Consider the following 20225-nt stretch of genomic DNA (forward strand, 5'->3'; position numbering starts at 1 on the left):
CTCAGTTCTGCTTCTGCTGCTGCGCATTCGGCTGCGATTTCGGATCGAGCTGAATCTGGACACGCCCGCCGCAGCTTTCAAGCTGCGCCTGACCGGTCTGCATGTGAACCGTCAGTTTGCAGCCGGTAAAGACGTTCGGCCCGTCCGACAGAATAACTTTATTCCCCTCATCCGCCGTGAGGATGAAGGTCTGCGAGGCCATGTCGAAATTGCCGTCATCGGCGGTCGCCGTCTGCGTGCCCGAGCTCAAAAAGACCTTGTCCGTCACCAGGATCTTGTCGATATCAGCACTTCCCGATGCAAGCGAGGCCGACTGCTCCGGCTGCGCTGCCGGCTGCGCGCCGTCAGCAGCCGGCTTTGCCGCCTTGTCCTTGTAATAGACGGTCATCTTGCCGGACTGCATCGTCGTCGTCCCCTGGACGACCTTGACGTTGCCGGTGAAGAGCGCGGTGTGTTCCTGGTCGTGGATCTCCAGCTTGTCGCTTTCGATCTGGATCGGCTGGTCGTTGGACAGCTTCATGCCCGGCATCGTCGCCGTCGCCTGCGCGCCGGCGCCGGTGGCCGTCAGAATAAGGGCAAATGCGCCGGCAATGAATGCCATACCTGTCTTGCAAGTGGAAATGCGACAATCTTTTGTCATGGATGACCCGGCTGGTTAAGTGCCCTGTTTATGGATGGTGGATGGATCGACATTCATGCGAACATTCCCCTCGAATGTGATCACCCGCCCCTTATCTGTTATCTGAAGCGTCTTCGCAACAATGGAGGCATTGTCCTTGGTGATGGTGACGGGGTCGTCGCTCCGCATGTTTCCGCCCTTGATGTCGAGCTGCGCGGACTGGAAATTCGCATTGAGGCCGCTGCTCAGCACCAGAGTGAAGGGAGCCGTCATATGCAGATTGTCGGTGGCGCGGTTGTAGTCGGCGGTCGAGGCGACGACGCGGGCGATCAGACCGTCATTCATCGGCACGGCGGCCTTGATGGTTTCGAGGGTGATGAGATCGGGATTGCGGATATCCTGCAGCGCCCTTTCGGCCAGCATCGAATAATTGATGCCGTCGGAATTGCGACCCGATATCGCCGGCTTTTCCATCACGACCTTGCCGTTCTCGATCTTGGCACCTTCCATCGTGATGTTCTCGGGCAGATAGATGCTGACCAACGCCACCGCGGTAAGGCTCGCCGCGACGATGAGGGCCGCCACCGGCAGCAAGATCTTCAGCCGCCGCACGCGGGCGGAATGGAACAACGCATCGCCATAGGCGCTCCTGCCGGACCCTGAATAGGCGGCATGTCCGTTGTTCTTCAGGGTATCGAGCATAGGCCTCGTCCATGTGCGGTGATCGCCGCGCTTCGATAACAAAGCCGGCCGCCAATCACAGTTCGTTTCGCATTATTACATTGGCTTGCCAATATGGAATTTTTTCTGCAACAAGCAACAAAATGGAAAAACATTGAAAAGTGGCATTCGTACGGGCCGCTGCCACCCTATTTCACCGGATCGATCGGCGGCAAGCCGAAGCCGGTGCCAGCGCTGGAGGTTTCTATGGACAGTTCGATGATCGCCGATCGCCGGCGGCTGCGCCGCAAGCTCGGCTTCTGGCGCCTCGTCGCAGTGGCCCTCATCGTGGCACTTGGTTTCGCCTTCTACCGCTTTGCTCTCGGCGATGCCGGGACGCAGCGCCCGCACATCGCCCATGTGACGATATCCGGGCTGATCGTCGACGACGACGAGCTTCTCGAGCGGCTGAAGAAGGTCGAGACCAGCGACCAGGTGAAGGCAGCGGTGATTTCGATCTCCTCGCCCGGCGGCACGACCTATGGCGGCGAAAAAGTCTTCAAGGCGATCCGTGCGATATCGGCCAAGAAGCCCGTCGTCTCCGACGTGCGCACGCTCGCCGCCTCCGCCGGCTACATGATCGCCACCGCCGGCGATACGATCATTGCCGGTGATAGCTCGATCACCGGTTCGATCGGCGTCATCTTCCAGTATCCACAGATCCAGCCGCTGCTCGACAAAATCGGCGTCTCGCTGCAGGAGATCAAGTCCTCGCCGCTGAAGGCCGAGCCCTCGCCCTTCCACGAGGCGAGCGAGGAAGCCAAGGCGATGATCCGCAACATGGTGGTCGACAGCTATAACTGGTTCGTCGACCTGGTCGCCGACCGGCGCAAACTGCCGCGCGACGAGGTGCTGAAACTGGCCGACGGCACGATCTATACCGGGCGCCAGGCGCTGAAGGCGAAACTCGTCGATACAATCGGCGGCGAGGCTGAGATCCGCGCCTATCTGACGTCACGCGGCGTCGACAGCGATCTGCCGATGGTAGACTGGGACAAGAAGAGCAATACGCCCTTTCTGCTCGCTGGGGCTGTTTCGCGGTTGATTACGATCTTCGGTTATGGTGATCTCATGAAAACCCAGGATATCAATGGAATCCTGCCCCCAAAGTTGCTTCTTGACGGGCTGCTTTCAGTTTGGCAGGTTGGCCACGATTGATAAGAAATCAATAATTTAAGGGGGCGAAAGTGATCAAGTCTGAATTGGTGCAGATTGTTGCGGCACGCAACCCGCATCTCTATCATCGCGACGTCGAGAATATCGTCAACGCGGTTCTCGACGAGATCACGGATGCACTGGCTGCGGGTAACCGAGTCGAATTGCGCGGCTTTGGCGCCTTTTCGGTCAAGAACCGCCCTTCGCGCTCCGGCCGCAACCCGCGGACCGGCGATACCGTCTTCGTCGAGGAGAAGTGGGTTCCCTTCTTCAAGACCGGCAAGGAGCTGCGCGAGCGGCTTAATCCCGGCCAGGCCGACGAAGAGGATTGAGCCGTCGCTGCCTGCGGCGAAACCGCACTTGAACTCGAGGGCCGTTTTCCTATTCTGGTAACGCATCGTGCTTTACGTGTCCTACAAGGACACATAGCGCTGCAAGCATGAAACGCGCCCTTCAAAAAGACCGGCGCAATCTGCCGCGTGGAGACCTCAAATGGCCAAGAAGATCGTCAACCTGTTGATTTTGCTGCCGCTCGGCGTCATTCTCATCGTCTTCTGCGTCGCCAACCGGCAGAGCGTCACGCTCGCCTTCAATCCGTTCCGGCCGGAAGACCAGGTGCTTGCAGTTTCCGCGCCCTTCTTCGTCTTCCTCGTCGTCGCGCTGATCACGGGCATGCTGATCGGGGCGGCCGCCACCTGGTTCAGCCAGGGCAAACACCGCAAGCGCGCCCGCACCGAGGCCAAGGAAGCCATCCGCTGGCAAAGCGAGGCCGACCGCCACAAGAACCGCGCAGAAGAAATTGCCGGGCAGCTGCCGGCGCGGTAAAACTGGTCAATATTCGATTGGCTCGGGTTCGGCGGCCGTCAAACCGGAAAAAAGCTCAGTTCCTCATAGTCGCCCTCCGGCGACGCACCGTTGCCGGTCACGCGGAAACCGTGGGCGAGGTAGAACGCCTTTGCCCGCCGGTTCTTCACCAGGCACTTCAGCCGATACCGGTGCTGCGGCCATTCCGGCAGGGCGTGCAGCAGCGCCGTGCCTGCGCCCTGACCCTGGAATTCCGGTTTTAGGTAGAGCATGTGGATGAAATCGTCCTCCGGCCAAAGCGACAGGAAACCGGCGACGCTGCCGCTTTCATGCGCGCAGACGAAGACCGTCTCGCCATTGGTATGGGCGGCGAAATCCTCGCGATGGAATTTGCCCGGATCGACCCAGACGAATGTTTCACGGCGCACGGAAAGATAGATCTCCGCAAGCACGTCCTGATCTTCCGCCCGCGGCGGCCTGATGGTCCACGTCATCATGCCGATTTAAACAAACCCTCCGCCCGCGCCAAGCCTAACTGGCTGCCATCTTCGCGACGACGGCGGCATTGAAATCCGAAAAGAACCCTTCGGCGAGCTTCTGCGAGGTCGAATCGAGCAGGCGGGCGCCGAGCTGGGCGAGCCTGCCGCCGAGTTCGGCCTTCGACCGGTAGTGCAGGATCGTCTCGGTGCCCCTTTCCTCAAGCACGATATCGGCGCTGCCCCTGGCGAAGCCGGCAAGGCCGCCCTTGCCTTCGGCCGACAGCGTATAGCTCTTCGGCGCATCGACATTGGAAAGCGTCAGCAGCCCGTGGAAGGTGGCAGACAGCAGGCTGAACTTGACCTTGATCGTTGCCTCGAAGACATCAGGCGACAGTCGCTCGATGCTCTGGCAGCCCGGAATGCAGCCGCGCATGATCTCGGGATCGTTGAGTGCTGCCCAGACGATGTCCCGCGGCGCGGCGATGCGTTCTTCGCCGGTGAAATCCATTCGATGGCCCCATCTTCGATTCGCTCATCTTATCCCAGCGGGAAAGCGCTTTGCCAGGGCGGCACGGAATGTTATCTGCCGGGTTGCGATCTGACACGCACCTGACACACAAGGGACGGGCCGATGAACGACGAACTGAAGCCCTGGAGCGTGACGGCAAGCCGCATCACCTACGAGGATCGCTGGATCCGTGTCCGGAGCGACGATTGCATCACCGCCGATGGAATCGTCGTCGCGCCCTTCCATGTGCTCGATTATCCCGACTGGATCAACGTCATACCTGTGATGCCCGACGGACGCGTGCTGCTGACGCGGGAATATCGGCATGGCCGCGGCGAAATCGTGCTCGGTCTGGTCGCCGGCAGCCTCGAACCCGGCGACAGCAAGATCGGCGATGCGGCGATGGCGGCGGCCGAGCGCGAACTCCGGGAGGAGACCGGCTATGAAGCCTCGACCTTCGTCAAGCTGCTCACCTCCTATCCGAATGCCGCCAACCACAGCAACGTGGTGACGAGCTGGCTGGCGCTCGGCCTCAGCCGAGTCGGCGAACCGTCTTTTGACCCCGGAGAGAAGGTTGAGCTGCTGTTTGCGGATCTTGCTGCCATCCTCGGCGAGCTGCAGTCCGGCGCGGTCATCATGCAGTCGATGCATGTCGCGGCCCTTTATGCGGCGGAAAGCTGGCTTCGCAGACAGGCCTCCGAGGGCTTGAAATAGGCGCCGCGCCGGGAAAACCCTGTCCGCTTGCCCGGGCCGGCCGGCAGCGCAGTTGATCCGCCCCGCTTTTCTGGGCTACTGCATATTCAAAGTGCCGCAGCGCGCTTTGCGCGTTTCAAAAGACGCCCAGGCCTGCAGCCGACACAAAGCCGATAAGACACCCCGACAGAGACGCGGAAGAGCACGTTGAAACAGAGAGAAGGCCGGCCGGGCCAGAAGAAAACATCGGGTCCTTCCGGTGAAAACCGCAGGGACGATCGGGCAGGCCGGCCGCCGAAGCCGGTCTCGCGGCCCGCGGCGAGCCGTGAGGCGGTGCGCGAGGCTGCTGTGCCTGCCGCCGTCGTGCGTCCCCTGATGACACGCAGCGGCGAGCGCCCGACCGAGCGCGTGCCGGTCATCCTCGAATCGCTCGGGGCCGGTGACTTCCATCTGATCGACAGCGGCAACCGCGAAAAACTCGAGCAATACGGCCCCTATCGCATCATCCGTCCGGAAGCCCAGGCGCTGTGGCGGCCTTCTCTGGCGCCCCAAGTCTGGGAAAAGGTCGATGCCGCCTTCACCGGCGACACCGACGAGGAAGGCACCGGCCGCTGGCGCTTCCCGAAGGAGGCACTCGGCGAGACCTGGCCGCTCAACCTGCTCGGCGTCGATTTCCTCGGTCGCTTCACCTCCTTCCGCCATGTCGGCGTCTTCCCCGAACAGATCGTCCACTGGAGCTGGATGAAGGATCAGGTCGAAAAGGCCGGCCGGCCGCTGAAAGTGCTGAACCTCTTCGGTTATACCGGCGTCGCCTCGCTGGTTGCCGCCGCAGCCGGCGCCGAGGTCACCCATGTCGACGCCTCGAAGAAGGCGATTGGCTGGGCGCGGGAAAACCAAGCGCTCGGGCGCATGGAGAAGCTGCCGATCCGCTGGATCTGCGAGGATGCGATGAAATTCATCCTGCGCGAGGAACGCCGCGGCAGCCAGTACGATATCATCCTCACCGATCCGCCGAAATTCGGCCGTGGCCCCAATGGCGAAGTCTGGCATCTCTTCGAGCATCTGCCGTTGATGCTCGATGTCTGCCGCGAGATCCTGTCGCCGAAGGCGGTGGGCCTGGTGCTGACGGCCTATTCGATCCGCGCCAGCTTCTATTCGATCCACGAGCTGATGCGCGAGACGATGCGGGGCGCCGGCGGTGTGGTCGAATCCGGCGAGTTGGTGATTCGCGAAGCCGGCACCGACGGCAAGACGCAGGGCCGCGCGCTTTCCACCTCCCTCTTTTCCCGCTGGGTGCCGAAATGAGCAAGGACTTCCACGATCAGGGACCGCGCAGGGTCGGACAGGTGAAGGAAGTCACTTCGCTCGCCAATCCGATCATCAAGGATATCAAGGCGCTGACGAACAAGAAGTCTCGCGAGGAAAGCGGCACGTTCCTCGCCGAAGGGCTGAAGCTCGTCATCGATGCGATCGAACTCGGCTGGGCGATCCGCACGCTGGTCTATGCCAAGGCCGCCAAGGGCAAGCCGCTGGTCGAGCAGATGGCGGCAAAGACCGTCGCCTCGGGCGGGCTGGTGCTCGAGGTCAGCGAAAAGGTGATCGCCTCGATCACCCGCCGCGACAATCCGCAGATGGTCGTCGGCATCTTCGAGCAGCGCTGGACGCCGCTGAAGGGTATCCGACTGAGCGAGGGCGAGACATGGGTTGCGCTCGACCGAGTACGCGACCCCGGCAATCTCGGCACCATCATCCGCACGGCCGATGCGGCAGGTGCTTCCGGCATCATACTTCTCGGAGAAACGACCGATCCCTTCTCGCTTGAAACGGTGCGGGCCACCATGGGCTCGGTCTTTGCCGTTCCGGTCGCGCGGGCGACGCCTGAGGAATTCATTGCCTGGCGGAAATCGGCCGGCGTTTCCGTCGTCGCGACGCATCTTGCCGGGGCGGTCGATTACCGGACGATCGACTACCGGAAAAAGCCCGTCGTGCTGTTGATGGGCAACGAGCAATCCGGCCTGCCCGAGCAGTTGGCCAGGGAGGCCGACGCGCTTGCCCGCATTCCGCAGCAGGGCCGCGCCGATTCCTTGAACCTCGCCGTCGCCACCGCCGTCATGCTTTTCGAGGCACGCCGCCATCTCCTCTCACTTGCCGAGGGCAAATGACCGAACAGACGCATGCACGCCCGGCGCTGTTTTCGCGCCCGGCACCGATCCTCTTCTTCATCGTCGTCGCCGTTCTGATCGACCAGGCCGTCAAGATCGCCGTTGATCATTACCTGCCGCTGCAGGAGGCGGTGCCCGTCGTTCCGATGCTGGCGCTCTACCGCACCTATAATCTCGGCGTCGCCTTTTCGATGCTATCAGGCATGGACGGCTGGTTCATCGTCGGCATGCGGCTCGTCATCGTCGCCTTCGTCATCTGGCTATGGTACCGCACGGCGAAGGATCGCTGGATCGCTCATCTCGGTTATGCGCTGATCATCGCCGGCGCAATCGGCAATCTCGTCGACCGCTTCGCCTATGGGCATGTGATCGATTACATTCTTTTCTACACCGAGAGCTGGTCCTTCGCGGTCTTCAATCTCGCCGACAGTTTCATCACCATCGGGGCCGGCTGCGTCATTCTCGACGAGTTGCTGCTGCCGAAAAAGGCCAGCCGCTAAAATCTTATCGAAATCCTGAAGGCATTCGGAACGGGCCTCATGTTAGTCAGATAGCATGCAGAACCTGGGACAGTTGCAGGAAAGATTGTCCGCCGCCTTCGGTGGACCCGCCGCCAAGCCGCATGAGAAGCGGATGGAGGTCCTTTCCCCGCGGCCGAACGTAGCGGCACCCCGGGGCGCCGATGACCGCCAGAGCGGGCCTGCACCGACACGGCGCCTGCTGTTCTACTGGCTTGGCGGCGCCGGCCTTCTTGCCGCAACGATCCTGATGCTGCTTGCCCACGCCGGCGATCCGCTGCTGCTTTCGGGTGGTCTCGTCATCCTTGGCCTTGCCGTCATCGCCAGTTATGCCCTGTTGATGGTTCGCTCGCGCAGGGCCGGGCAGCGCTCCGGTCAACCCATGCCGGATTGGGACGCCGGCGTAAAGCTTTTCGCCGACGTGCACGACGTGCTCGGCGACATCACGGTCAGCCGCACCATGGACCGGCGCATCATCGCCGCCAACGATACTTTTCGCCGCCTGACTGGACGGCTGCGTCCGGAAGGACGCACCTGCGAGGAGATCGGGCTTGCCTTCCGCCCCGGGCCGGTACCGCATTGCTACGACGTCGAGATTTCGACGCCGGAGGGCCAGCGCATCTTCCTCTGGCGCGATGTCGTCACCCGCGACCCGGCAAACGGCCGCCTGCTGCTGCAGAGCGTTGCCCGCGACGTGACCGACGAGCGGCTGATCGCACAGGGCCGCGAGGAGGCTCGCCAGAAGGCCGAGTATAACAGCGCCGCCAAATCGAGGCTGCTTGCCACCGTCAGCCACGAGGTGCGCACGCCGCTTTCCGGCATCCTCGGCATGACGCATCTGATCGCCGAGACGCGGCTGACGCAGGAGCAGCAGAACTATCTCGCAAACATCCGCCAGTCCGGCCACGCCTTGACGCAGCTCGTCGAGGATCTGCTCGACTTCTCCACCATCGAAGTCGGCCGCTTCGCGCTGCACCCGCGCTCGGAATCGCTGCGCAAACTGCTGGAAAGCGTCGTCGAGATGCTCGCCCATCGGGCGCATGAAAAGGGCATCGAGATCGGCGCCACCGTGTCATCCGACGTGCCCGAAAATATGAGCTTCGATCCGGCGCGGCTGCGCCAGGTTCTGTTCAACGTTATCGGCAATGCCGTGAAGTTCACCCAGGTCGGCGGCGTCTTCATCCGCGTGTCGCTCGACGCCGGCGACTTGCTGATCACCGTCACCGATAGCGGTCCCGGCATGACGGCGGAGGAGCAGGCGCGCGTCTTCGGCGAGTTCGAGCAGGGCGGGAGCGTTGCCGACAAGAGCAGCGGCACCGGGCTCGGCCTTGCCATCTCCGCCCGCATCATGCGCGAATTCAACGGCGCGCTGACGGTTGCCAGCGAAATGGGCAGAGGCAGCGAATTCACCATCCGCTTCCCTGTCGATATCGGCAGCGAGCGCCCCGACCGGCGAAACACGCTGCTTGCCGGCAACAGTGTCGTGCTGCTGGCACCGGCAGGTGCGGCGCGCACTGCCATCGCCGAAACGATCACTGCGCTCGGCGGTCTCTGCCATCTCGTCGGCGACGGCGAGACGGCGCGGGCAACGCTGCTCGAACTGGCGAAGGGCGGACGGCGGCCGACCGACATCATCATCGACCATCGCATGTCGGCGGAATTTTCCGCTCATCTTGCCGATCGCGCCGACATCGCCGCACTTGGCCTGCGCAAGGTCCTGCTCGTCAATCCGGAAGAGCGCAGCGCCCACCCGCTCGACCTCTTCGATGCCTGGCTGATCCGGCCGCTGCGCGAACAGTCGCTGATCGACGTGCTGCGCGGGCGCATGCGCGGCATGGAGAAGCGCGACGCGCTGAACGACAACCAGCCGGGTTTCGGGCTTTCGGTGGCGGAGACGCTGGTTGCCGCCAGCGGGCTCAGCATCCTGCTCGGCGAAGACGATCCGATCAATGCCATGCTGGTGCGTGTCGTTCTGGAAAAGGGCGGGCACAAGGTGCGCCATGTCGAGGATTTCGAGACACTGCTCGACTGTGCGCTCTGCGAGGCCAATGCCCGGCCCGATATCATCATCAGCGATCTCTCGATGCCTGGCGGCAACGGTATCGACATGCTGGGACGCCTGCGTGGCCACGAGCGGCGGCTCGATCTCGCGCCGGTGCCGGTGATCGTACTGACTGCCGACAAGAGCGACGAATCACGCCGCCAAGTCTTGCTCAACGGCGCCAATCGCGTCATGATAAAGCCGGTCGATCCGGTGCGGCTGCTGACCGAAGTTCAGGCGGTTGCCGCCCTTTCCGCCCGCCGAGCAGAGGCGCGGTGAGCGCCTCAGAAACCGGCACGCTTCTTGCGCTTGGAAATTCAAAATGTCACTTTCCTGTCGTAGAGAAGTGTTTTATGGCGTCGATAAGCCGGTAACGGGAGAATCGTCATGTCCGCCATCGACATCCTGAATCGTGACACCACGGCGGAGGCTGCACGGCCCTCGACGGCTGCCGTGCAGAAGGACGGTGATATCCTCGGCCGCATCGGCAATCTGGAGACCCGCCTTGCCCGCACAGCACGCGAGATCGATGCCGCCCAGGCCGTGCGCTACCGCGTCTTCGTCGACGAAATGAAGGCGCAGCTGCCGGTGGACGCCATGCGCCGCCAGCGCGATGTTGATGCCTATGACGCTGTCTGCGATCATCTTCTCGTGCTCGACCGCTCGATCGAGGGCGACCCGGAAGACCAGATCGTGGGCACCTACCGGCTGCTGCGTCAGGATGTCGCTATCGCCAATGGCGGTTTTTACTCGGCTTCCGAATTCGAAATCGAGGGCCTTGTCGCCAAACATCCGGACAAGCGCTTCATGGAACTCGGCCGCTCCTGCGTGCTGCCGGAATACCGTACCAAGCGCACCGTCGAGCTCCTGTGGCAGGGCAACTGGGCCTACGCGCTGAAGCACGGCGTCAGCGCCATGTTCGGCTGCGCCTCTTTCCCCGGCGTCTATCTCGAAAGCCACGCGCTGGCGCTGTCCTTCCTCTACCACAATGTGCTGGCGAAGAACGAATGGGCCGTCGGCGCCCTGCCGCATCTGGCCCGCAACATGGACCTGATGCCGGTCGAGGCCATCAACCCGAAGAGGGCACTGATGGCCCTGCCGCCGCTGATCAAGGGCTATCTGCGCCTCGGTGCGATGGTCGGCTCCCACGCGGTCGTCGATCATGCCTTCAACACGACCGACGTGCTGATAGTGCTGCCAATCTCCAGCATTTCGGACCGTTATCTGAATTATTACGGCGCCGACGCCGGCCGCTTCGCGAGCTAGAACCTTTCCTAGAGCCTTTCCGGGCGCCGGCAATGCTTCAGGGCATGATCTCTATCGGGGTATGAGTGGGGACGCGGGCCCAGATTTCGCGCATCTCCGAGTTGGTTACTGCAACACACCCATCGGTCCAATCCCAAAGGTGGTGGACGTTTCCGAACAGGCCCCAGCCATTGGGAAGCCCGTGGATCATGATATCGCCCCCGACTGGAAAGCCTCCGGCTTCAGCGTTGCGCCGATCATCCGGGCTTGGATAGGAAATGTGCAGGCTCAGATAGGCCATAGACTTTGGATTTCGCCAGTCTATTTCATAACGCCCTTCAGGTGTTTTCTCGTCACCTTCTCGTTGCTTGGGCCCGGCATCGGCAGCCGTGCCGAGAGAAATCCGGTATGTAGAGATGGGAGCGTCGCCTCTGAGAAGGACCATGCGGCGTTCGGATTTATAGACGCGGATGAGGTCAGCCCGTTGTTCCGATGGCGCATCTGGAGGCGGCGAGCCTGAGCCGACCCTCGCCATCAATTTCGTATAAGCCAAACAGCTGGCGACCACGATGGCTAGAACAACAAGCTTGTTTCTCAACATGATCTCATCTTCAGGAGCTGCGCTCGAGGCTATGCACGATCGGCCGGCAACGGCCAGAACATGATGCCGAAAAGTGTGCGCGCGTTTCGGGCGACATCCTGATCTACCGGCCGGGTAATCATGATGCCTTCACCCCTCTGCGCCAGTCTAAAGCCGGATAAGTGCCCAGCCGACGCGCTGTCGGCCAGGCACCAATAGGCGCCTCACATGCGCGGGCGCGTTTACGACCCCCCGTAGGCGGCGATCGCCGCCATATTGACGATGTCGCTGTCCTTGGCGCCCATCGAGGTGATCTGCACCGGCTTGTCGAGACCGACGAGGATCGGGCCGATCACCGTGGAGCCGCCGAGCTCCTGCAGCATCTTGGTGGAGATCGAGGCCGAGTGGAACGCCGGCATGACAAGCACGTTGGCCGGACCGGAGAGGCGGCAGAAGGGATATTGCTCCATCACCTTGCGGTTCAGAGCGACGTCGGCCGCCATCTCGCCGTCATATTCGAAATCGACGCGGCGCTTGTCGAGGATCTTCACCGCCTCGCGCACCCGCTCGGAGCGCTCGCCCGAGGGATGGCCGAAGGTGGAATAGGCGAGCATGGCGACACGCGGCGGATAACCCATGCGCCGCGCGAGACCTGCGGCCTCTTCGGCGATATCGGCAAGCTCTTCGGCCGTCGGCATGTCGTGCACCGCCGTATCGGCAACGAAGACCGTGCGACCGCGGCAGAGCGCCAGCGACACGCCGATGACGCGGTGGCCCGGTTTCTCGTCGATGCAGCGGCGCACATCTTCGAGGGCCGTCGAATAGTTACGGGTGATGCCCGTCACCATGCCGTCGGCATCGCCGAGCGCCACCATGGTGGCGGCGAAGTGGTTGCGGTCGTTATGGATCAGCCGCTGGGCGTCGCGGTGGAGATAACCGTGCCGCTGCAGCCGGGCATAGAGATAGTCGATATAGGCCTCGACCCGGGTCGAAAGCCGGGCATTGACGATTTCGAGGCCCGGCCGGTTGAGATCGATGCCGGCACGTTCCGCCGTCGCCCGGATCAGGTCCTCGCGGCCGAGCAGGATGGCAGTGCCGAGCTGCTGGTTGGCGTAGGACATCGCCGCACGCAGGACCTGTTCTTCCTCGGCCTCGGCAAAGACGATGCGCTTCGGACGGCGGCGGACGCGCTCGTAAAGGCTGGCGAGGGTCGAAGCGATCGGATCGCGGCGCGCCGAAAGCTCGCGGGCATAACCGGCCATGTCGGTGATGACCTTGCGGGCGACGCCGCTTTCGATCGCGGCCTGCGCGACCGCCACAGGGATCGCCGAGATCAGCCTGGGATCGAAGGGAACGGGGATAATGTATTGCGACCCGAAACGCGGCCGATTGCCCTGATAGGCGGCAACGACGTCATCGGGCACGTCCTCGCGGGCAAGGTTTGCCAGCGCGTTGACGGCGGCAATCTTCATCGCGTCGTTGATGGTCGAGGCCCGGACATCGAGAGCGCCGCGGAAGATATAGGGAAAGCCGAGGACATTGTTGACCTGGTTCGGATAGTCCGAACGGCCGGTCGCCATGATGGCGTCGTCGCGGATGCGGGCCACCTCTTCCGGGGTGATCTCGGGATCGGGATTGGCCATGGCGAAGATGATCGGCCGCTCCGCCATCGAGCGGATCATCTTGGCCGAAAACGCGCCCTTCTGCGACAGGCCGAGAACGACGTCCGCGCCTTTCATCGCCTCTTCCAGCGTGCGCGTGTCGGTCTTTGCCGCGTGCGCCGACTTCCACTGGTTCATGCCCTCGGTGCGGCCCTGGTAGATGACGCCCTTGGTATCGCAGAGGATGACGTTCTCAGGCGCAAAACCCATCGCCTTGATGAGTTCGACGCAGGCGATCGCCGCAGCACCCGCACCGTTGCAGACGAGCTTCGTCGTCTTCAGGTCGCGGCCGGTCAGTTCCAGCGCATTGATCAGGCCGGCGGCGGCGATGATCGCGGTTCCATGCTGGTCGTCATGGAACACCGGAATGTCCATCAGCTCGCGCAGCCGGCTTTCGATCACGAAACAATCCGGCGCCTTGATATCCTCGAGGTTGATGCCACCGAAGGAAGGGCCGAGGAAGCGCACGCAGTTGATGAACTCGTCGACATTTTCGGTATCGATCTCGAGGTCGATGGAATCGACATCGGCAAAGCGCTTGAACAGCACCGCCTTGCCTTCCATGACGGGCTTGGATGCCAGCGCGCCGAGATTGCCGAGGCCGAGGATCGCCGTGCCGTTGGAAATGACAGCGACCATGTTGCCGCGCGCCGTATAGTCGTAGGCTGTCTGCGGATCGGCGGCGATCGCCTTGACGGGCACGGCAACACCCGGCGAATAGGCAAGCGAGAGGTCACGCTGCGTCGCCATCGGCTTGGTCGGGTTGATCTCCAGCTTGCCGGGCCGGCCCATTGCGTGAAAATCGAGCGCCTCCTGGTCGGTAACTGAGGTCACCGGCCGGTCCTTCTTATCGATATCGGGCATAAATCCTCCAACGTCCTGTGGGCGACGCTTTGCTCTTCCTCAAATGCTGTTGTCATCTATAGCGGCGCGCGGATAGGGTTGGCACCTGTTTTTTTTGGGAAAAACTGCACCTCCGTGAACGCACGAATAGACACAGGGAATGAAGCCTTTTCGGCGGCCGAGCTCGCCACGGCGGAAAGCCGTGCCTCGGCGACGCCGATGATGGAGCAATATATCGAGATCAAGGCGAACAATCCGGATTCGCTTCTGTTCTATCGCATGGGCGATTTCTACGAGCTGTTCTTCGAGGATGCGCTGGAAGCCTCACGCGCGCTCGGCATCACGCTGACGAAACGCGGCCAGCACATGGGCCAGGATATCCCGATGTGCGGCGTTCCGGTGCATGCGGCCGACGATTATCTGCAGAAGCTGATTTCGCTCGGATTCCGCGTCGCCGTCTGCGAGCAGATCGAAGATCCGGCCGAAGCGAAGAAACGCGGCGCGAAATCCGTCGTCAAGCGTGACGTCGTGCGCCTCGTCACTCCAGGCACGATCACCGAAGAAAAGCTGCTTTCGCCCTCGGAATCCAACTATCTGATGGCGCTGACCCGCATTCGCGCCAGCGGCGAGGCCTTGCTGGCGCTTGCCTGGATCGATATTTCCACAGGCGTCTTCCGGCTTGCCGAGACCGAAGCCTCGCGCCTCCTTGCCGATATCCTGCGCATCGATCCACGCGAACTCATCCTGCCCGACACGATCTTCCACGATCCCGAACTCAAGCCGGTCTTCGACCTGCTCGGCCGGACAGCCGTGCCGCAGCCTTCCGTGCTCTTTGACAGCGCCAGCGCCGAAGGCCGGATCGCGCGGTATTTCGGCGTCGCGACGCTCGACGGCTTCGGCGCCTTCTCACGCGCCGAGCTGGCGGCAGCAGCAGCAGCCGTCGCCTATGTCGAGAAGACGCAGATTGCCGAGCGTCCGCCGCTTGGAAAGCCGGAACGGGAAAGTGCGGCCTCGACGCTGTTCATAGATCCCGCCACCCGCGCCAATCTCGAACTTGCCCGCACGCTTTCCGGCGATCGCAACGGTTCGCTTTTGAAGGCGATCGACCGCACCGTCACCGGCGGCGGCGCCAGGCTTCTTGCCGAGCGGCTGATGTCGCCGCTGACCGACCCCGCCCGCATCAATGCGCGGCTCGATTCGATCGGTTTCCTGATCGACGAACCCCTGCTCTGCGGCAATCTGCGCGACACGCTGAAACATGTGCCCGACATGCCGCGCGCCCTGTCGCGCCTGGCGCTCGACCGCGGCGGCCCGCGCGATCTCTCAGCGATACGCCAGGGTCTTGACGCGGCGAGCGGAGTTGCGGCGATGCTCGGCGAGGCGATGCTGCCCGAAGAGCTCGGCCAAGCGCTATCCGGGCTGCAGGCGCTTCCCGCGGCCCTGGAGAAGCTGCTTGCCGAGATGCTCGCCGACGAATTGCCGCTGCTGAAACGCGATGGCGGCTTCCTGCGCGACGGCGCCAGCGCCGAGCTCGACGAGGTCCGGGCACTGCGCGACCAGTCGCGTCGCGTCATCGCCGGCCTGCAATTGCAATATGCCGAGGAGACCGGCATCCGGTCGCTGAAGATCAAGCACAACAACGTCCTCGGCTATTTTATCGAAGTGACCGCCGGCAATGCCTCGCCGATGACGGAGACGGCGGATGCGAAGGCCCGCTTCATCCACCGCCAGACGATGGCGAACGCAATGCGCTTCACCACGACCGAACTTGCCGACCTCGAAAGCCGCATCGCCAATGCCGCCGACCAGGCGCTGACGATCGAACTCGACGCCTTCGACAGGATGACGGCGGCCGTCGTTGCGGAAGCCGAGGCGATCAAATCGGGTGCCCGGGCGCTTGCCGTCATCGACGTCGCCGCAGGCCTGGCGCTTCTCGCCGAGGAGCAGGCCTATTGCCGCCCGCAGGTCGACGGCTCGAAGATGTTTGCCATCGAAGGCGGGCGCCATCCGGTCGTCGAGCAGGCGCTGCGGCGGCAGGCCGGCGGCCCCTTCGTCGCCAACCATTGCGATCTCTCGCCCAAGACCGGCGACCGGGACGGGGCGATCTGGCTGCTGACCGGCCCCAACATGGGCGGTAAGTCGACCTTCCTGCGCCAGAACGCGCTGATATCGATCCTGGCGCAGATGGGCTCCTTCGTGCCGGCGACATCGGCCCATATCGGCATCGTCGACCGGCTTTTTTCGCGCGTCGGCGCCTCCGACGATCTGGCGCGCGGGCGCTCGACCTTCATGGTCGAGATGGTGGAAACGGCGGCGATCCTCAACCAGGCAAGCGACCGTTCCCTCGTCATCCTCGATGAGATCGGCCGCGGCACCGCTACGTTCGACGGTCTGTCGATCGCCTGGGCCGCCGTCGAGCACCTGCATGAGGCCAATCGCTGCCGCGGGCTGTTCGCCACGCATTTCCATGAGTTGACCGTGCTTTCGGAAAAGCTTGGCCGGCTATCGAACGCTACGATGCGCGTCAAGGAATGGGACGGCGACGTCATTTTCCTGCACGAGGTCGGGCCGGGTGCGGCGGACCGCTCCTACGGCATCCAGGTCGCGCGCCTTGCCGGACTTCCGGCCTCGGTCGTGGCGCGGGCCCGCGACGTGCTTACCCGTCTGGAAGATGCCGACCGCAAGAACCCGGCGAGCCAGTTGATCGACGACCTGCCGCTTTTCCAGGTGGCGGTGCGCCGCGAGGAAACGGCCCGCGGCTCCTCCAAGGTCGAGGAGGCGCTGAAGGCGATGAGCCTTGACGACATGACGCCGCGCGAGGCAATGGATGCGCTTTACGACCTCAAGAAGAAGCTGAAATAGGAGCGGCGCGCCATGTTCATGGAAAAACTGGTTCGCGAAACCGAGCGCCTCCAGCTCATCTGCTCCATGCTCGATACGATGCGGCGCGCCGATAGGGACCGCAATGCCCGCGGCTGGACGTCGCCGATCGGCATGCTGAAAATCACCCGCTGCTGCGCTGTGATCTCAGAGCTCGGAACCTCGATTGCCAAGGCGGGTTATCGCGAATGCGACAGGCAGGCGCTCGAGGAGATCATGCGCGAGACACGGCAGGTGCTGCATTTGCTGAATGCGCGGGCCGCCGGCTGAGGATTCCGGGAAAGCCGGCGCCTTGCGTCAAAGCGCCGTCGCCTCTTGCGGCGAACCAACACCATTTCGCCAAATTTAAAGGTTCTTGCAGTATGAAGGCCCGTGTCAATCGCCGGGCAAAGGGGCTATAGCGCATGCAGACGAAACAAGCGGCAGGCCGTGAACCGGCAGTCCGGCATGAACAGGAAACCACCCCGGCGACAGCGATGCGCGACCTCGATTTCTCCAATATCCTCGACGTCGAGCTCTTGCAGAAGCAGTGTGACGCCGTTGCCGAGGCCAACCGCAACCGGCCCGACGTGCTGCGCGCCGATCTTTTGGCGGTGCTGAAGAAGGCGAGCACCGAGGGCCGGCAGAAGGCGCGCGAGGCACTGATGGCCGACGGCGGCGGGCTCAATTGCGCCTACCGGATTTCCTGGCTGCAGGACCAGATCACCACCGTCCTCTACAATTTCGCCACCGCCCATATCTTTCCGCAGCAGAAGGACAAGTTCGCGGTCACCGCCGTCGGCGGCTACGGCCGCGACACGCTGGCGCCCGGCTCCGATATCGACCTGCTGTTCCTCTTCCTGCCGAGACCGGCGGAAGAGACGCACAAGGCGGTCGAATTCATGCTCTACGTGCTCTGGGACATGGGCTTCAAGGTCGGTCACGCCACCCGCACGGTGGAGGAATGCATCGCGCTTTCCAAGTCCGACATGACGATCCGCACCGCCATCCTGGAGATGCGCTATATCTGCGGCCTGCAGCGGCTGGAAACCGAGCTCGAGACCCGCTTCGATAAGGAAATCGTCACCGGAACCGGTCCCGAATTCATCGCCGCCAAGCTTGCCGAGCGCGACGAGCGCCACCGCAAGGCGGGCGACACGCGTTATCTCGTCGAACCGAACGTCAAGGAAGGCAAGGGCGGGCTTCGCGACCTGCACACGCTATTCTGGATCTCGAAATATTATTATCACGTGCGCGACCAGGCGGAGCTGGTCAAGCTCGGGGTGCTCTCCAAGCACGAATACCGCCTGCTTGAAAAAGCCGACGATTTCCTCTGGGCGGTGCGCTGCCATATGCACTTCCTGACCGGCAAGGCGGAGGAGCGCCTGTCCTTCGATATCCAGCGCGAGATCGCCGAAGCCTTCGGCTATCACACCCGCCCGGGCCTTTCGGCCGTCGAGCGATTCATGAAACACTATTTCCTCGTCGCCAAGGATGTCGGCGATCTCACGCGCATCCTCTGCGCCGCGCTCGAAGACCAGCAGGCGAAGTCGATCCCGGGCCTCACCGGCGTCATCAGCCGCTTCACCCATCGTAACCGCAAGATCGCCGGCAGCGTCGAATTCGTCGAAGACCGCGGCCGCATTGCGCTGGCCGACCCCGAAGTCTTCAAGCGCGATCCGATCAACATCATCCGGCTCTTCCACGTCGCCGACATCAACGGGCTGGAATTCCATCCGGACGCGCTGAAACGCGTTACCCGTTCCCTCGCTTTGATCGACAATGCCTTGCGGGAAAACGACGAGGCCAACCGGCTATTCATGTCGATCCTGACGTCGAAGCGGGATCCGGCGCTCATCCTGCGCCGGATGAACGAGGCCGGCGTGCTCGGCCGCTTCATCCCCGAATTCGGCAAGATCGTCGCGATGATGCAGTTCAACATGTATCACCACTATACGGTCGACGAACATCTGATCCGCACGGTCGACATTCTCTCCGAGATCGACAAGGGGCGCGCCGAGGATCTGCATCCGCTCGCCAACAAGCTGATGCCCGGCATAGAGGATCGCGAGGCGCTTTATGTCGCCGTGCTCCTCCACGACATCGCCAAGGGCCGCCAGGAGGATCATTCGATCGCCGGCGCCCGCGTCGCCCGCAAGCTCTGCACGCGCTTCGGCCTGTCGCAGAAGCAGACGGAAATCGTCGTCTGGCTGATCGAGGAACATCTGACCATGTCGATGGTGGCGCAGACCCGCGACCTCACCGACCGCAAAACGATCACCGATTTCGCCGACCGCGTGCAGTCGCTCGACCGGCTGAAGATGCTGTTGATCCTGACGATCTGCGATATCCGCGCCGTCGGTCCGGGTGTGTGGAACGGCTGGAAGGGACAGCTGCTGCGCACGCTCTATTATGAAACCGAGCTGCTGCTCGCCGGCGGCTTTTCGGAGGTCTCCCGCAAGGAGCGGGCCAATGCCGCTGCCGAGGCGCTGCATTCGGCGCTCGCCGACTGGAGCCAGAAGAACCGCAATACCTATACCAAGCTGCACTACCAGCCCTATCTGCTCTCCGTGCCGCTGGAAGACCAGATCCGCCACGCCCATTTCATCCGCCAGACGGATAGAGCGGGCCAGGCGCTCGCCACCACGGTGCGCACCGACAGTTTCCACGCGATCACCGAGATCACCGTGCTGTCGCCCGACCATCCGCGGCTGCTCGCCGTCATTGCCGGCGCCTGTGCTGCGGCCGGCGCCAACATCGTCGACGCCCAGATCTTCACCACATCGGACGGGCGGGCGCTCGACACGATCCATGTCAGCCGTGAATTCACCGACGATGCCGACGAGCTGCGGCGGGCGGCGACGATCGGACGGATGATCGAGGACGTGCTGTCCGGCCGCAAGCGCCTGCCCGAGGTAATCGCCACGCGCGCGCGCAACCGCAAGAAGAGCAAGGCCTTCGTCATTCCGCCGTCTGTCAACATCACCAACAGCCTGTCGAACAAGTTCACCGTCATCGAAGTCGAATGCCTCGACCGGCCGGGGCTGCTGTCGGAGATCACCGCCGTCCTTTCCGATCTGTCGCTCGACATCCAGTCGGCCCGCATCACCACCTTCGGCGAGAAGGTGATCGACACCTTCTACGTCACCGATCTGGTCGGCCAGAAAATATCAGGCGACAGCAAGCGCGCCAACATCACCGCCCGGATGAAGGCCGTCATGGCCGAGGAAGAAGACGAGCTGCGCGAGCGCATGCCCTCCGGCATCATCGCACCCGCCGCCACCGCCCGGACCCCGCCTGCCAGCGAAAAAAAGGCCGGTTCCCCCATATGAGCTTGA

At 62.9% G+C, this 20225-nt stretch carries 18 protein-coding genes; 12 read left to right on the forward strand and 6 right to left on the reverse strand.

Annotated elements, in window-relative coordinates:
- Position 1 precedes the first annotated feature (1 nt).
- Positions 2 to 640 (reverse strand): LptA/OstA family protein, encoded by a 639-nt coding sequence (locus RWJ89_RS31125; RefSeq protein WP_017958731.1) that lies wholly within the window; start codon positions 638 to 640, stop codon positions 2 to 4.
- A 15-nt stretch (positions 641 to 655) separates the two neighbouring features.
- Positions 656 to 1321 (reverse strand): LPS export ABC transporter periplasmic protein LptC, encoded by a 666-nt coding sequence (lptC, locus tag RWJ89_RS31130; RefSeq protein WP_316031942.1) that lies wholly within the window; start codon positions 1319 to 1321, stop codon positions 656 to 658.
- A 225-nt stretch (positions 1322 to 1546) separates the two neighbouring features.
- Between lptC and sppA the strand changes: the two genes are divergently transcribed.
- The 3 genes from sppA to RWJ89_RS31145 all read left to right on the forward strand — a co-directional run bounded on the left by sppA (position 1547) and on the right by RWJ89_RS31145 (position 3319).
- The gene (gene sppA / locus RWJ89_RS31135) at positions 1547 to 2497 is read left to right on the forward strand and encodes a signal peptide peptidase SppA (RefSeq protein WP_026158480.1); all 951 of its coding nucleotides are present in this window, start codon (positions 1547 to 1549) and stop codon (positions 2495 to 2497) included.
- 29 nt (positions 2498 to 2526) lie between these two features.
- Positions 2527 to 2826 (forward strand): integration host factor subunit beta, encoded by a 300-nt coding sequence (locus RWJ89_RS31140; RefSeq protein ID WP_003544934.1) that lies wholly within the window; start codon positions 2527 to 2529, stop codon positions 2824 to 2826.
- Positions 2827 to 2986: 160 nt separating this feature from the next.
- The gene (locus RWJ89_RS31145) at positions 2987 to 3319 is read left to right on the forward strand and encodes a LapA family protein (protein WP_017958728.1); all 333 of its coding nucleotides are present in this window, start codon (positions 2987 to 2989) and stop codon (positions 3317 to 3319) included.
- 38 nt (positions 3320 to 3357) lie between these two features.
- Here RWJ89_RS31145 and RWJ89_RS31150 read toward each other — a convergent pair whose 3' ends face one another.
- Complete coding sequence (locus tag RWJ89_RS31150; protein ID WP_168283927.1) at positions 3358 to 3792, reverse strand: GNAT family N-acetyltransferase; 435 nt, start codon at positions 3790 to 3792, stop codon at positions 3358 to 3360.
- A 37-nt stretch (positions 3793 to 3829) separates the two neighbouring features.
- Positions 3830 to 4285, reverse strand: coding sequence for an SRPBCC family protein (locus tag RWJ89_RS31155; RefSeq protein WP_017958726.1), 456 nt, complete (start codon positions 4283 to 4285; stop codon positions 3830 to 3832).
- Positions 4286 to 4408: 123 nt separating this feature from the next.
- On the opposite strand from RWJ89_RS31155, the gene RWJ89_RS31160 reads away from it, so the two are divergent.
- The 6 genes from RWJ89_RS31160 to RWJ89_RS31185 all read left to right on the forward strand — a co-directional run bounded on the left by RWJ89_RS31160 (position 4409) and on the right by RWJ89_RS31185 (position 10965).
- The gene (locus tag RWJ89_RS31160; RefSeq protein WP_316031943.1) at positions 4409 to 4999 is read left to right on the forward strand and encodes an NUDIX hydrolase; all 591 of its coding nucleotides are present in this window, start codon (positions 4409 to 4411) and stop codon (positions 4997 to 4999) included.
- Between the two features lie 186 nt (positions 5000 to 5185).
- Positions 5186 to 6283, forward strand: coding sequence for a class I SAM-dependent methyltransferase (locus RWJ89_RS31165; RefSeq protein WP_316031944.1), 1098 nt, complete (start codon positions 5186 to 5188; stop codon positions 6281 to 6283).
- Positions 6280 to 7140, forward strand: a complete 861-nt coding sequence (locus tag RWJ89_RS31170; RefSeq protein WP_164046407.1) for a TrmH family RNA methyltransferase — start codon at positions 6280 to 6282, stop codon at positions 7138 to 7140. Before RWJ89_RS31165 ends, RWJ89_RS31170 begins: the two co-directional genes overlap by 4 nt.
- On the forward strand, positions 7137 to 7640 hold the full coding sequence (lspA, locus tag RWJ89_RS31175; RefSeq protein WP_003556066.1) for a signal peptidase II: 504 nt from the start codon (positions 7137 to 7139) through the stop codon (positions 7638 to 7640). Before RWJ89_RS31170 ends, lspA begins: the two co-directional genes overlap by 4 nt.
- A gap of 55 nt (positions 7641 to 7695) precedes the next feature.
- Positions 7696 to 9978: a hybrid sensor histidine kinase/response regulator gene (locus tag RWJ89_RS31180; RefSeq protein ID WP_168283930.1), complete on the forward strand. Its 2283-nt coding sequence runs from the start codon at positions 7696 to 7698 to the stop codon at positions 9976 to 9978.
- A gap of 108 nt (positions 9979 to 10086) precedes the next feature.
- Entirely contained in the window at positions 10087 to 10965 is an 879-nt protein-coding gene (locus tag RWJ89_RS31185; protein ID WP_131662977.1) for a GNAT family N-acetyltransferase, read from the forward strand.
- A gap of 37 nt (positions 10966 to 11002) precedes the next feature.
- On the opposite strand, the gene RWJ89_RS31190 is transcribed toward RWJ89_RS31185, so the two are convergent.
- Positions 11003 to 11542 carry a L,D-transpeptidase family protein gene (locus tag RWJ89_RS31190; RefSeq protein WP_026264832.1) on the reverse strand — a complete coding sequence of 180 codons (540 nt, stop codon included), beginning with the start codon at positions 11540 to 11542 and terminating at the stop codon, positions 11003 to 11005.
- Positions 11543 to 11766: 224 nt separating this feature from the next.
- Positions 11767 to 14049, reverse strand: a complete 2283-nt coding sequence (locus tag RWJ89_RS31195; protein WP_168283931.1) for an NADP-dependent malic enzyme — start codon at positions 14047 to 14049, stop codon at positions 11767 to 11769.
- Positions 14050 to 14163: 114 nt separating this feature from the next.
- Here RWJ89_RS31195 and mutS point away from each other — a divergent pair, with 114 nt between their 5' ends.
- The 3 genes from mutS (at position 14164) to RWJ89_RS31210 (ending at position 20219) form a co-directional block, all read left to right on the forward strand.
- Complete coding sequence (gene mutS, locus RWJ89_RS31200) at positions 14164 to 16890, forward strand: DNA mismatch repair protein MutS (protein WP_168283932.1); 2727 nt, start codon at positions 14164 to 14166, stop codon at positions 16888 to 16890.
- Between the two features lie 12 nt (positions 16891 to 16902).
- Positions 16903 to 17178: a hypothetical protein gene (locus RWJ89_RS31205; protein WP_131662974.1), complete on the forward strand. Its 276-nt coding sequence runs from the start codon at positions 16903 to 16905 to the stop codon at positions 17176 to 17178.
- Between the two features lie 134 nt (positions 17179 to 17312).
- Entirely contained in the window at positions 17313 to 20219 is a 2907-nt protein-coding gene (locus RWJ89_RS31210) for a [protein-PII] uridylyltransferase (RefSeq protein WP_168283933.1), read from the forward strand.
- The last annotated feature ends 6 nt before the right edge of the window (positions 20220 to 20225 follow it).

The organism is Rhizobium sp. 10PS4 (assembly GCF_032464805.1).
GTDB classification, from domain to species: domain Bacteria; phylum Pseudomonadota; class Alphaproteobacteria; order Rhizobiales; family Rhizobiaceae; genus Rhizobium; species Rhizobium laguerreae.

Excerpts from the sequence above, each read along its gene's own strand:
- RWJ89_RS31195 (WP_168283931.1), bottom strand. The coding sequence starts at position 14,049 with ATGCCCGATATCGATAAGAAGGACCGGCCGGTGACCTCAGTTACCGAC.
- sppA (WP_026158480.1), top strand. The coding sequence starts at position 1,547 with ATGGACAGTTCGATGATCGCCGATCGCCGGCGGCTGCGCCGCAAGCTC.
- lspA (WP_003556066.1), top strand. The coding sequence starts at position 7,137 with ATGACCGAACAGACGCATGCACGCCCGGCGCTGTTTTCGCGCCCGGCA.
- RWJ89_RS31210 (WP_168283933.1), top strand. The coding sequence starts at position 17,313 with ATGCAGACGAAACAAGCGGCAGGCCGTGAACCGGCAGTCCGGCATGAA.
- RWJ89_RS31125 (WP_017958731.1), bottom strand. The coding sequence starts at position 640 with ATGACAAAAGATTGTCGCATTTCCACTTGCAAGACAGGTATGGCATTC.
- RWJ89_RS31170 (WP_164046407.1), top strand. The coding sequence starts at position 6,280 with ATGAGCAAGGACTTCCACGATCAGGGACCGCGCAGGGTCGGACAGGTG.
- RWJ89_RS31185 (WP_131662977.1), top strand. The coding sequence starts at position 10,087 with ATGTCCGCCATCGACATCCTGAATCGTGACACCACGGCGGAGGCTGCA.
- RWJ89_RS31145 (WP_017958728.1), top strand. The coding sequence starts at position 2,987 with ATGGCCAAGAAGATCGTCAACCTGTTGATTTTGCTGCCGCTCGGCGTC.
- RWJ89_RS31160 (WP_316031943.1), top strand. The coding sequence starts at position 4,409 with ATGAACGACGAACTGAAGCCCTGGAGCGTGACGGCAAGCCGCATCACC.
- RWJ89_RS31150 (WP_168283927.1), bottom strand. The coding sequence starts at position 3,792 with ATGACGTGGACCATCAGGCCGCCGCGGGCGGAAGATCAGGACGTGCTT.
- RWJ89_RS31180 (WP_168283930.1), top strand. The coding sequence starts at position 7,696 with ATGCAGAACCTGGGACAGTTGCAGGAAAGATTGTCCGCCGCCTTCGGT.
- lptC (WP_316031942.1), bottom strand. The coding sequence starts at position 1,321 with ATGCTCGATACCCTGAAGAACAACGGACATGCCGCCTATTCAGGGTCC.
- RWJ89_RS31205 (WP_131662974.1), top strand. The coding sequence starts at position 16,903 with ATGTTCATGGAAAAACTGGTTCGCGAAACCGAGCGCCTCCAGCTCATC.
- RWJ89_RS31155 (WP_017958726.1), bottom strand. The coding sequence starts at position 4,285 with ATGGATTTCACCGGCGAAGAACGCATCGCCGCGCCGCGGGACATCGTC.